This is a genomic window from Acidobacterium sp. FHG110202_01, from assembly GCF_059115305.1.
Genome location: NZ_JBZYWJ010000007.1, coordinates 100,252 through 111,909 on the forward strand (window position 1 = coordinate 100,252; position 11,658 = coordinate 111,909).

At 56.4% G+C, this 11,658-nt stretch carries 11 protein-coding genes; 10 read left to right on the forward strand and 1 reads right to left on the reverse strand.

Going from position 1 to position 11,658, the window contains the following annotated elements; translation table 11 throughout:
* Positions 1-245: 245 nt before the first annotated feature.
* Positions 246-932 (reverse strand): N-acetylmannosamine-6-phosphate 2-epimerase, encoded by a 687-nt coding sequence (locus AC5S16_RS15690; RefSeq protein WP_493931034.1) that lies wholly within the window; start codon positions 930-932, stop codon positions 246-248.
* 115 nt (positions 933-1,047) lie between these two features.
* On the opposite strand from AC5S16_RS15690, the gene AC5S16_RS15695 reads away from it, so the two are divergent.
* The 10 genes from AC5S16_RS15695 to AC5S16_RS15740 all read left to right on the forward strand — a co-directional run bounded on the left by AC5S16_RS15695 (position 1,048) and on the right by AC5S16_RS15740 (position 11,263).
* Complete coding sequence (locus AC5S16_RS15695) at positions 1,048-1,824, forward strand: GntR family transcriptional regulator (RefSeq protein ID WP_493931035.1); 777 nt, start codon at positions 1,048-1,050, stop codon at positions 1,822-1,824.
* Positions 1,825-1,836: 12 nt separating this feature from the next.
* Positions 1,837-2,952 (forward strand): geranylgeranyl reductase family protein, encoded by a 1,116-nt coding sequence (locus AC5S16_RS15700; protein WP_493931036.1) that lies wholly within the window; start codon positions 1,837-1,839, stop codon positions 2,950-2,952.
* A 343-nt stretch (positions 2,953-3,295) separates the two neighbouring features.
* The gene (gene coxB, locus AC5S16_RS15705) at positions 3,296-4,264 is read left to right on the forward strand and encodes a cytochrome c oxidase subunit II (RefSeq protein WP_493931037.1); all 969 of its coding nucleotides are present in this window, start codon (positions 3,296-3,298) and stop codon (positions 4,262-4,264) included.
* 23 nt (positions 4,265-4,287) lie between these two features.
* A complete protein-coding gene (ctaD, locus tag AC5S16_RS15710; protein ID WP_493931038.1) occupies positions 4,288-5,979 on the forward strand; it encodes a cytochrome c oxidase subunit I in 1,692 nt (563 codons plus the stop codon).
* A gap of 12 nt (positions 5,980-5,991) precedes the next feature.
* Positions 5,992-6,588 (forward strand): cytochrome c oxidase subunit 3, encoded by a 597-nt coding sequence (locus tag AC5S16_RS15715; RefSeq protein ID WP_493931039.1) that lies wholly within the window; start codon positions 5,992-5,994, stop codon positions 6,586-6,588.
* 18 nt (positions 6,589-6,606) lie between these two features.
* The gene (locus AC5S16_RS15720; protein ID WP_493931040.1) at positions 6,607-7,458 is read left to right on the forward strand and encodes a hypothetical protein; all 852 of its coding nucleotides are present in this window, start codon (positions 6,607-6,609) and stop codon (positions 7,456-7,458) included.
* Positions 7,458-8,183, forward strand: a complete 726-nt coding sequence (locus AC5S16_RS15725; RefSeq protein WP_493931041.1) for a c-type cytochrome — start codon at positions 7,458-7,460, stop codon at positions 8,181-8,183. The genes AC5S16_RS15720 and AC5S16_RS15725 overlap by 1 nt, the downstream gene beginning before the upstream one ends.
* 19 nt (positions 8,184-8,202) lie before the next feature.
* On the forward strand, positions 8,203-8,742 hold the full coding sequence (locus AC5S16_RS15730) for a QcrA and Rieske domain-containing protein (RefSeq protein WP_493931042.1): 540 nt from the start codon (positions 8,203-8,205) through the stop codon (positions 8,740-8,742).
* A complete protein-coding gene (locus AC5S16_RS15735) occupies positions 8,730-10,181 on the forward strand; it encodes a cytochrome b N-terminal domain-containing protein (protein ID WP_493931043.1) in 1,452 nt (483 codons plus the stop codon). The genes AC5S16_RS15730 and AC5S16_RS15735 overlap by 13 nt, the downstream gene beginning before the upstream one ends.
* 233 nt (positions 10,182-10,414) lie before the next feature.
* Complete coding sequence (locus tag AC5S16_RS15740) at positions 10,415-11,263, forward strand: cytochrome c oxidase assembly protein (protein WP_493931044.1); 849 nt, start codon at positions 10,415-10,417, stop codon at positions 11,261-11,263.
* Positions 11,264-11,658: the final 395 nt, after the last annotated feature.

Below are 11,658 nucleotides of genomic sequence, written 5' to 3' on the forward strand. Positions count from 1 at the left end.
TCCGCTTGCGCGACCTGTCTTTGCAATCCTGAAAATCCAGGCGCATTTTTATGGACTGGGTTTTCAGATTCCAGCTAATGTATAGACAACTGTACTAGCTAGCAAGAAAAAAATAATCGGCAGAAGAAAAACCTATGGGCCATATAAATGGTGGCGGCCGGTTCGGGTTAGAGAGCCCGGGTTATGTCTGAGAAAATCTTGATGTTGTGGAAACCAAGGGTGGAAAGGAAACGTTTCTATGAAAATCAGGCTCCGATGGCCTTCACGAACCTGGCAGTAATGGATTCTGGCTGTGTAATGGCAGCGCCCGCCACAACGGCAAAGACGCCGCAGTCGAAGGCGCGCCGGATATCCATGGTTTCGCGCACGTGGCCTTCTAGGATTACAGGGACCCTCAGGAGCTTTACAAGCTGCTCTACAAGATTCCAGTTGATGGAACGATGGCCGACCGTTTCCAGTGTGTATCCATACATAGTGGTTGCGACTGCGGCAGCGCCGGCCTTTTCTGCGGCGAGTGCTTCTTCGAGGGTGGCAATGTCGGCGAGGACGGGCTTGCCGAGCTCTGCAGTGATGCGGGAGATCAGCTTTGGCCATGGCTCGCAGGAAGCGGAGCGGTTTGCGCTGCAATCGAGGCCGACAATGTCGGCTCCTGCATCGGTGATGCTCTTGGCAGACGCGAAGTCAGGCGTGATGAATAGATTTTCCGCTTCAAAACGCTTGAAGATGCCGACGATAGGCAGGGGTGTTTCCTTGCGGAAGACAGCGATGTGCTCTGCACCATTTGCGCGCAGACCGCCAGCTCCTCCGCGCAAAACGGAGACGGCCATGCGGCGCAGCGTGTCTGTGTGGTCGAGCGGATCGCCGGGGAGGGCCTGGACGGAAACGATGAGTTTGTTTTTTAGGCTGGCAGGAAATAACGCGGTTGATGTCATATATAGCTGCCGGGACGTGATTGCATGTTAAATGAATTGAAATTTCCTAGAAACGAAAGATGATTTCCCAGCTGGTTGCTGTTGTTGGGACAAACTGTTTCGAGCGAGGATCAAAGTGGCGAAGGGCCGTACACAAAATGAATCAGCATTTCATCCATTAGATAAGAATGGTTTCATACCGCTTTATTACCAGATCCAGCGCGCTTTGATGGAGAAGATCCAATCGGGCGAGCTTTCTGAAGGCGACCCTCTGGCCTCAGAAGAAGAGCTCTCCCGCTATTACCAGGTCAGCCGCATGACGGCGCGGCAGGCGTTGCACGGGCTAAAGATGAGCGGTTATGCCTTCAGCGAAAAAGGCCGCGGCACATTCGTTACCAAACCGAAGCTGGAAAAGAACATCATGCATCTCCAGGGCTTTACGGAAGAGATGCGGCAGCGCGGCATGAAGCCGAGCTCGAAGTTGCTTGACCAGGCGGTTATTGTGGCAACGGACGATCTGATTCAGAAACTGAAGCTCGAGAAGAATGACAAGGTGGTTCGGCTGCGTCGCCTTCGCATTGCTGACGGCATTCCCATGGCAATAGAAGAGTCGCATATTCCGCTGAAACAGTTTCCCGGCCTGGATCGCATCGATTTCGCGAAGCATTCGCTTTATCAAACATTGCGCGAGCGCTACGGGGTGCGTGTCGGTTACGCGGATGAGATCATCGAAGCGCTCGCAGCCACGAAGGAAGAATCGGAGTTGCTGACAATTCCGCGCAAATCAAGCATTCTTTCCATCACGCGGGTGATCATGACAACGCAGGAGACGCCGGTGGAAGCGGCATGTTCGCGTTATCGCGGTGACCGCTACCGCGCATCCATTCGCGTGCCGATGACGGCCATCGAATAATCTGTAATTCAAATGAAAGTCTGGGATGCAATTGTGGTGGGGGCAGGGCCGGCAGGCTGTGCTTGCGCGTATGACCTCGCTCTTGCGGGTGGATCTGTTCTGCTGCTTGATAAATCGGAGTTCCCGCGAAAAAAAGCATGCGCCGGAGGGCTGACGGTGAAGACGATGCGTGCGCTGCGTTACTCCGTTGAGCCGGTGGTACGGCAGGCGGTAAAGCGCATTGTGCTTGAAGGTAGAGACTCCGTATGCATTCCTGTAGCCAGCAGCAGGTCCATCTGCGCCATGACTGTTCGCGAAGAACTCGATGCATTCTGTCTGAAGAAAACGATTGAAGCCGGGGCAGTTTTTGAGAGGATCGGCAGGATCGAAGCAATCGATGAAGGCGAAGACGCGATTGCCATGACAACACAGGATGGAGTGATGCATGGGCGTTTTCTTGTTGGCGCTGATGGAGCCAACAGCCGGGTGCGGCGTTTGACCAGTGATGAGAGCTGGTTTCGCAAGGCCTTTGCCATTGAAGCTGACGTGCAGCGCAATGCAGAGGAAGAGGATCTGGTATTTGATTTCGCTTCAGTCGGTTCAGGCTATGGATGGGTCTTTCCCAAGCGCGATCATGTGAATGTTGGACTCTATAGCTCGGATCCTGATGAGAAAATCAATCGCAGCAGGTTGTCCTTATATATCGCGAACCGTTATGGAGAGAGCGCACAGGCGTCCAATTTTATTGGACAGTATGCCGGATTTGGAGCCCCGCAGCACCGCGTAGAACGCAGCCGTGTCTTTCTGGTGGGAGATGCCGGCGGTTTTGTTGATCTGCTGACCGGCGAGGGAATTTATGGAGCCGTGTTGAGCGGCCAGGCTGCGGCGGCAGCCATCGCTTCTGATCTCGAGAACAAGACAGTGGCTAAGGAGACGTTTGTCCGGCTTACGGAAAATCTCAGGGAGAATCTCCATATTGCCGAACGCATCGCAGGTTCTTTTTACGTGAATCCACAACGCGGGTTTCGGGCAATGAAGACGCCCTTTCTGCGGAGCGCTATTTTAAAAGGCTATGCTGATGGATTTAATTTGTCCGTGATCACAGGTCTTGTTGATCGCTTTCTGCCGAAGACTTCAGCTCCGCAATAAATTGCGCAAAATTTCGTTTTCGATGTGACGAGCACACGCATAAAAGCATCATTACTGTTACGATAGGAGGGTAACTCCCTGTTGTTCGCAGTGATGTAAAGTAGCCTGTTCTGTTTCTTCACAGTGGTTTCGTCACTGTTTGAAGAAGACCCAGCGAGATGTGCTAAAATCGCGCTTTCTGGCGCACCTTTACAAGGCTTCATCTTGTCTTTCGCTCGGTTTGCCTAACTGCCGTCTGGCACGGTGAGGGAAGTAAGATTCGATGCTCGCGGAATGTTTAAGACGAGTAAAGTGGTCTGCCAAATGTCTTTCTCTGTTGATGGTGGTTTCTGCATGGCAGGCCATGTTTGCAGAGGGCCCGCAAGCCACGCCCAGCACTTTTGCGCCTGCTTCCACGCCCGCAAGCTCAATTTATGAGCTGTCGCTGTTTGTGCTGTCGATCACGGGTGCAATTTTCGTCGTTGTCGGTGTGCTGTTCGCTTACATTGTGATTCGCTATCGGCAGCGTAAGCAGGATGACAACAGCGAGCCTGCACAGATCTATGGTTCTGTTCAGGTGGAACTGGCATGGACAGTGATTCCGGTGCTGATTGTCGTAGTGCTGTTTCTGACGACGGCGCGCATGATTTTCGCCATCCAGGATGCGCCTAAGCCGCCTGCGGCCGTGGATGTGACGGTTGTCGGCCATCAATTCTGGTGGGAGTTCAATTATCCGAAGCTCGGAATTCGTGCTGTCAATGAACTGCATGTGCCTGTGAGTAGCCCGCAATCGCCGACGCCAACTTATCTGAAGTTATTGTCTGCGGATGTAATTCACAGTTTCTGGGTGCCCCAGTTGGCAGGAAAGACAGACCTGCTTCCGAACAATGTGAATCAGCTGTGGATTGATCCACAGCATACCGGTGTTTATGTAGGGCAGTGCGCTCAGTTCTGCGGCGTGCAGCACGCCAAGATGCTTTTGCGCGTCTATGTGCAGACGCCCGAGGACTTCGCCGCATGGGTAAAGAACCAGCAAAAAGTCGCGGTGTCCGATGAATCCGTAGCGCAAGGCCGCCATGTCTTCGAGACGCAGGCGTGCATGAACTGCCACACGATTCAGGGTACGGTGGCAACGGGACGCTTCGGGCCTGACCTGACGCACCTGATGAGCCGCGATACGCTTGCTTCCGGTGCCACGCTCAATACGAGAGAGAATCTGCGCGAGTGGATCAGGCATCCCGACACTTTTAAGGAAGGTTCGCTGATGCCCGCGATGCAGTTGAACGACCAGCAGCTCGACCAGGTAACGGCATACCTGTCGACACTTCGCTAGTTTTTGTAGGAGCACAACGGAATATGGCAGATTCAACCTATCCGATTCCCGGCTCACTGGAGGCAGCTCCGCGGCGCTGGTCGCAGGCTGCGATTCTTGAGTGGCTGAACAGCTGGGTGATCACGGTCGATCACAAGAAGCTGGGCATCCTCTACATGGTTTACTCCATCTTCTTTCTGCTCGTCGGCGGAGCAGAGGCTCTTGCGATCCGCATTCAGCTGGTGCAGCCGAACATGCACTTCATCTCGCCGCAGGTTTTCAACCGTCTCTTCACCATGCACGGCACCACGATGGTGTTTCTCGTGGGCATGACTTACATTTTCGGATTCGCGAACTACCTGATCCCTCTGATGATCGGCGCACGCGACATGGCGTTTCCGCGGCTCAATGCGTTCAGCTTCTGGTTGACCTTTTTTGGCGGCCTGCTTCTCTACTACAGCTTTATCGGCGGCGGCGGACTTTATGGAGCGGGCAACGCTCCGGATACGATGTGGTGGGCCTACGCGCCTCTTACGGAGCGCGCATTCTCGCCCGGCCACGCCCCTGACTACTGGGCCCTCTCGCTGATCGTCACGGGATTCGGGACAATTGGCGCTTCCGTTAACGTAATCGCAACCGCTCTCTGCATGCGCTGCAAGGGTATGACGCTGATGCGGCTGCCGCTGCTGGTCTGGCTGAACATGGTTGTCTCCGGCCTGGCGCTGGTCACGATTACTCCGCTGACAGCGGCGCAGGTCATGCTGCTGATTGATCGCTACCTTGGCGGTCACTTCTTTGATACGCAGGCCGGCGGCTCTGCGCTTGTGTGGGCGCACTTTTTCTGGATCTTCGGACACCCTGAAGTGTATGTGCTGGTGCTTCCCGCCTTTGCGATTGCGAACGAGGTGATTCCGGTCTTCTCTCGCAAGGCAATCTTCGGCTATCCGGCCATGGTCGCGGCCTCGGTCGGAATTGCGTTCGTCAGCCTCGGCGTCTGGGCGCACCACATGTTCTCGATTGGAATGACATCAGTGGGCAATGCCTTCTTTGTGCTCTCGACCATGCTGGTCGGCATTCCGACGGGGATCAAGATTTTTAACTGGCTGGCCACGATGTGGGGTGGAAAGATACGCTTTGCCACGCCCATGCTTTTCTGTTCGGCCTTTGTCATTCAATTCCTTCTTGCTGGACTCACCGGCATCATGTTGTCTGTGGCTCCATGGAACTGGCAGCTGCATAGCTCCTATTTTGTGATTGCGCATTTTCACTATGTGCTGGTAGGCGCCATCGTCTTCTGCATCTTCGGCGGAATCTACTACTGGTATCCCAAGGTCACGGGGCGCATGCTTAGCGAGACACTGGGCAAGTGGCACTTCTGGCTTTTTGTCATCGGCTTTCACGTCACGTTCGACACGATGCATATTCCCGGCCTGATGGGGATGCCGCGATCCATCTACACCTATGAAGCGGACCGCGGATGGGCGCACTGGAACGTGATTATCTCGATTGGCGGATTCATTCAGGCGATTGCTGTTTTGATTTTTGCTGCGAACATGGTGCTGTCCTACTTCAAGGGAAAAGTTGCCGGCAATGATCCATGGGATGCCTGGACTCTCGAGTGGGCAACGCCTTCGCCGCCGCCGGCCTACAACTTCGCGAGTGATCCGGTGGTGACCAGCCGCCGGCCTTTGTGGGACATGAAGCATCCGGAAGATCCGGACTGGAAGTATGAGTGAGGCCGTAACACGATGAGCACAGTTGCAGTGGCGCAGGCAGAGACAGAACACGCATGGGTGCAGCCCTCAAAAGGCCGCGTCGCCATGTTCTCTCTCATCATTGCCGAGTCGGCCATCTTCACCATCTTCGTGGTGGCCTACATCTATAACATCGGACGGAGCCTCTATGGGCCCACCCCGCAACAGGTGCTGGAAGTTCCCGTATTCAACAGCATCATCCTGCTTTCGAGCAGTTTGACGATCTGGCTTGCAGAACACGCCATTGAGCGCGGCAGGACCAAGGCCTTCGGCCTGTGGTGGGCTCTGACGTTTGCTCTGGGCGCGGGCTTTCTTATCGGCACGGGCATCGAGTGGCACAAGCTGATTTACCAGGACGGCCTGACGATCAGCACGAATTTATTTGGAACCACCTTCTACTCGCTGGTTGGACTGCATGCTACGCACGTTATTATCGGCCTGATTGCTCTGTTCATTGTGCTGCTCTTCAACATCACCGGCCATATCCGGAAGGAGCATGCGGAGCGCATTCAGACGCTGGCTTTGTACTGGCACTTTGTCGATGCCGTCTGGATCGTGGTCTTTACCGTTGTCTACATCATTGGCCGTTAGCCATTAAGAGATTTGTTTATGGATTCGCACGATCAACATAACGGTGAAACGATCCATCTGCCGGCGCCGACGGCGTGGCCGATCGTCCTTGCCTTCGGCGTCACCCTGGTTTTTGCCGGTGTGGTGACGCATGCGGTGATCAGCATTCTTGGTGCAGTGTTGATGGTTTCCGCCTGTGTAGGATGGTTCCGTCAGGTACTGCCGCATGAGGCGCACGAAGACGTTCCCGTCGAGGAGCATGAGATCACAATCGCCTCGGCGCGCACGCATGTGACCCGCATCGAGATCAGCGAAGAGCATCGCGCCCATCTTCCGGTGGAGACGTATCCGGTGCTCTCTGGAATCAAGGGCGGCATCGCCGGCGGCATTGCGATGATTCTCCCTGCGCTGCTGTATGGAATCATCGGCTATCACAGCATCTGGTATCCGGTGAACCTGCTGGGAGGCGCTGGTGTTGCGCACTGGACGAATCCGACGACGTCCGATATTGCGTCCTTCCATCTGGAGGCGCTGGTTATCGCCACCATTATTCACATTGCTGCCAGTGTTCTCGTCGGACTGCTTTACGGCGCCATGCTGCCGATGCTGCCGCGGCATCCGATTCTGCTCGGCGGCATCATTGCTCCGTTGCTCTGGACGGGGCTTCTTCACTCGTCTCTCGGCATTGTGAATCCGGTGCTCAATGCGCGGATTGACTGGGGATGGTTTGTTGTGTCGCAGGTAGCCTTTGGCCTGGTTGCAGGATGGGTGGTTGCGCGCCAGGAGAGAATCCGGACCGGCCAGGCAATGCCGTTTGTTCTGCGCATGGGTATTGAAGGTTCCGGTCTGAGTCACGAGCAAGGGCACAAGGAAGGAGAGGGTCACCGCTGATGAATGCACGTCAATTCTGTAGCGGGGCTCTCCTGTTCGGCAGCATTCTGCTGGCCGGTTGCCATCAGCCATCTGCCGGCACTGAGGCGATGCGGCCCGAGGAGGTCCACGACTTTAAGCAGCTTTATTCGCAGAACTGCTCGGCCTGCCATGGTGCCGACGGGCAGCACGGGCCGGCGATGGCGCTGGCCAATCCCGTCTATCAGGCGATAGTCGATGACAACACGCTGCATTCGGTGATCGCCAACGGTGAGCCGGGAACACTGATGCCCGCATTTGCGACGAGCGCAGGCGGCATGTTGACGGATAAGCAGATCGACGCGCTGGTGAAGGGCATCCGCTCGCAGTGGTTCAAAGCCGGATACCTGCAGGGCGTTTCGGCTCCTCCGTACAAGAGCGATAAGCAAGGCGATGCGGCGCATGGGCAGCAGCTCTTCACTGCGAACTGCGCCAGCTGCCATTCGACGGGAACGCAGGCGGAGAAGGCGAAGGCCAGCTCGGTCACTGACGGATCGTATCTGGCGCTGGTGAGCGACCAGACGCTGCGGACGACGATCATTGCGGGGCGGCCTGACCTGGAGCATCCGGATTGGAGAAGCTTGCAGAGCGGCCACGCGTTGAGCGACCAGGATGTATCGGACCTGGTTGCATGGATTGCGAGCCAGCGACAGAAGACACCGGGACAGCCGTATCCGTCGCAGCCAGCTCAAGCGTCGCAGCAGTAAGTCAGCAGAGGAAAGAATTATGAGTGAAGAAAAACAGGTAACGCGGCGATCACTGCTGATGAAGATTGGCATTGCCTTCAATGCGATTGTGGGGCTTGCCATTGCCACTCCTGTCATCGGTTATTTGTTTTCGCCGGTGAAGCGCAAGGGCGCTTACAACCAGTGGATCTCCCTGGGGAACCTGAGCCAGTTTCCGGAAGGGCAGACGCGGCTGGCGGAATTTGTAAATCCCTTCAATCGCCCGCAGGACGGCGATACCGCCAAGACTCCCTGCTGGGTGCGCCGCCTCAGCGCGGACAAGTTCCAGGTCTTTGCCATCAACTGCGCCCATCTTGGCTGCCCGGTGCGCTGGTTTCCGCAGTCGGAGCTGTTCATGTGCCCGTGCCATGGCGGCGTTTACTACGCTGACGGCGAACGTGCCTCGGGGCCTCCGGAGCGCGGATTGTTTACCTATGACTACAAGGTTGTGAGCGGCGAGCTGCGCATCAACGCCGGACAGATGCCTACGCTGGCCGACCAGGCCATGGCCGGGAAAGGGAAATCTCCATGCCTTGGCTGAAGAAGACTTACGACTGGTTTGAGCAGCGGCTGCAGCTGGAAGGGCCGGTGAAGGAAGCTGCTCTGCACCCGGTCCCACGCAATACGGCGAGCTGGTGGTATGTCTTTGGCAGCGCCGCCACAACGCTGCTGATCCTGCAGGTTGTTACCGGCATTCTGCTGGCGCTGATCTATGTGCCTTCCGCCAGTGAAGCGTGGAAGACGCTCGATCAGCTTAACCATCAGCTTTACCTCGGCTGGTTTCTGCGCGCCATGCACGGATGGGGATCGAATTTCATGGTCGCCGTCGTACTCGTCCACATGGCGCAGGTCTTCATGTTCGGCGCGTACAAGTTTCCCCGCGAGCTGACCTGGACTCTCGGCGTTTTCATGCTGCTGATGACGCTGGGCATGGCCTTTACCGGGCAGGTCCTGCGCTTCGACCAGGACGCATACTGGGGACTCGGCATCGGCGCTTCCATCATGAGCCGCGTGCCCGTGATTGGCGGGCCTCTGGTCAATCTGCTGCTGGGTGGACCGATTATCGGCGGCGCGACGCTGTCACGTTTCTTTGCCCTCCATGTCTTCGTAATTCCGGGGACGCTGCTCTTCTTCACTGCTGTGCATATCTGGCTGGTGCTGAAGCTCGGCATTAACGACTGGCCGATGCCTGGACGCATCGTGCGCCGCAGCACCTATCTGCAGGAGTATCACGACCTGACTCACAAGGACGGCGTGCCGTTTGTTCCGGACGCGCTCTGGAAAGATCTGGTCTTTTCGGCGGCGATCCTTGCGGCTGTCGCGGTCTGCGCCATTGTCCTCGGGCCCTTAGGACCGGGCGGCATTCCTGATCCGACGATTATTCAGACTGCTCCCAAGCCGGACTTCTTCTTTCTCTGGCTCTATGCGGTGCTCTCTTACCTGCCGCCGAGCCTGGAGACGCCGTTTGTGCTCATCGTCCCGGTGATCGGCATCTGCATTCTGCTGGCGCTACCGTTTGTGGCCGGCGAGGGCGAGAAGAGCTGGCATCGCCGTCCAGTGGCTGTGCTGGTGCTGGTGACGGTTGCGGTGGCGTTCGGCATCTTCACCCATCTTGGAACCTATACTCCGTGGAGCCCGATCATGAATGCGTGGAGCGGCGATCCGCTTCCGCAGAAGATAGTGCACAAAGCTACTCCGTTGGAACGGCAGGGCCAGGTGGTCTTCCAGGCCAAGCAGTGCCGCAACTGCCATGCGATCGGCGGCTCTGGTGGCCAGCGCGGCCCGGCTCTCGATTCGGTGGCGACGCGGCTGACCGAAGACCAGCTGATCCGGCAGGTGCTTCAAGGGGGCGGCAACATGCCGGCTTATGGGAAGAACCTGAGTCCACCGGAAACGACGGCTCTGGTGAAGTTTCTCGAGACTCTGAAGCCTGAGGGGCAGCCGGCGGCGGCGGATGCTTCGCAGACTGCGCAGAAATAGGGCTCAGCGTACAGGGTTGTAAGGTTCAGAAAAACAACCCCACCCTGACTTTGTCAGGATGGGGCCCAGGCTGGACACCGTAGTATGAATTGTCATCCTGAGCGGAGCGAAGGACCTGCTTTTCCCTCAGACGGGATCAACAACCGACGCGAAAAGCAGGTCCTTCGACTACGCGCTTTGCGCTCCGCTCAGGATGACAACTTTTTTAAAGTAGGCTTCAAAATATTCTGTTGATGTCGCCTGAAGTTCAATCCGTTCTGCTTGACTGGAACATTCCTCCGCTGACGACTGTTCTGCTGCTGCTTACCGCAGTCATTTATCTGCGGGGATGGCTGCTGATCGGGCAGACTCGGCCACGGCAGTTTCCGGAGTGGCGGCTGGGGTGTTTTCTGCTGGGGCTCTTCTCCCTTTTTCTTGCGGTGGCTTCACCGCTCGATACGCTGGATGGCGAGCTGCTTTCGGCGCATATGGGGCAGCATTTTGTCTTCATGACTGTGGCGCCTCCGCTGCTGCTGCTCGGGATGCCGCAGGTTCCCCTGCTGCGCGGGCTGCCGCGAGTGATAATCCGGAAAGTGCTGGGGCCGCTGTTTCGTCTGCGGTGGCTCACGAAGGTGGGGCACTTCCTGACCAGCCTGAAGCCGGCTTGGATCCTGATGAACCTGGCCTATATTGGCTGGCACATTCCGGCGTCCTATGAGCTGGCGCTGCGGTCGCAGGGCTGGCATAACCTGGAGCATGCCTGCTTCTTCTTTACCAGCGTGCTGTTCTGGTGGCCGATCATCCGTCCCTGGCCCGACCCGCGGCAGAAGCTCAGCTGGATGCTGGTGCTGTACATTCTGGGCTCAGACCTGATCAATACGGTGGTCTCGGCCTCGCTCTGTTTTGCGGGAAAGGTGGTCTACCCGAGCTATGCGCTGAAGCCGAATATTCTCGGCGTTAGTCCATTGATAGACCAGGCGGCGGCGGGGGCCTTCATGTGGGTCTTCGGGTCGACGGTCTTTCTTGTTCCTGCCTTCTGGATTGTAATGTGTCTGCTGGCTCCGAACCGCGGGCGGAGGCGCGCTCCGGTGACGGCGCACTGATTCTCCCCCTTTGTCTTGTACGGAGATTGTTTATTTTCAATTGGTTGGACTAAGAGCCCACCCCCCGGTGCTTTTGTACGGAGATTCTTTGTTTTCAATGATTTACGGGGATAAACTTGTACGGAGATCGTTTATTTTCAGTGGGTTATGGGTTTGTGCGCTTGCATCCTTGGAATCTCCCCACACGCTTTGCAAGTAGCTTTGCAAGTATAGGTGCCTTCTATTTTCCCTATTTCCAGTTTATCAAATTAAATGGTAATTCCCTGCAGGCATAAGTGACTTCTTATCTGGTGTTTAGATGATTTAGGGCTTGACAGGCAGTTCTTCCTTCCCAAGGACAGGTTTGGAGGAACAGGTGGATAAGCAGGTTCTTCGACTGCGCGTGCTTCGCATGC

Bases quoted from the DNA above. Each gene is read 5' to 3' on its own strand.
- AC5S16_RS15730 (WP_493931042.1), top strand. From the start codon at position 8,203: ATGAGTGAAGAAAAACAGGTAACGCGGCGATCACTGCTGATGAAGATT.
- ctaD (WP_493931038.1), top strand. From the start codon at position 4,288: ATGGCAGATTCAACCTATCCGATTCCCGGCTCACTGGAGGCAGCTCCG.
- AC5S16_RS15740 (WP_493931044.1), top strand. From the start codon at position 10,415: ATGTCGCCTGAAGTTCAATCCGTTCTGCTTGACTGGAACATTCCTCCG.
- AC5S16_RS15735 (WP_493931043.1), top strand. From the start codon at position 8,730: ATGCCTTGGCTGAAGAAGACTTACGACTGGTTTGAGCAGCGGCTGCAG.
- AC5S16_RS15715 (WP_493931039.1), top strand. From the start codon at position 5,992: ATGAGCACAGTTGCAGTGGCGCAGGCAGAGACAGAACACGCATGGGTG.
- coxB (WP_493931037.1), top strand. From the start codon at position 3,296: ATGTTTGCAGAGGGCCCGCAAGCCACGCCCAGCACTTTTGCGCCTGCT.
- AC5S16_RS15700 (WP_493931036.1), top strand. From the start codon at position 1,837: ATGAAAGTCTGGGATGCAATTGTGGTGGGGGCAGGGCCGGCAGGCTGT.
- AC5S16_RS15725 (WP_493931041.1), top strand. From the start codon at position 7,458: ATGAATGCACGTCAATTCTGTAGCGGGGCTCTCCTGTTCGGCAGCATT.
- AC5S16_RS15690 (WP_493931034.1), bottom strand. From the start codon at position 932: ATGACATCAACCGCGTTATTTCCTGCCAGCCTAAAAAACAAACTCATC.
- AC5S16_RS15720 (WP_493931040.1), top strand. From the start codon at position 6,607: ATGGATTCGCACGATCAACATAACGGTGAAACGATCCATCTGCCGGCG.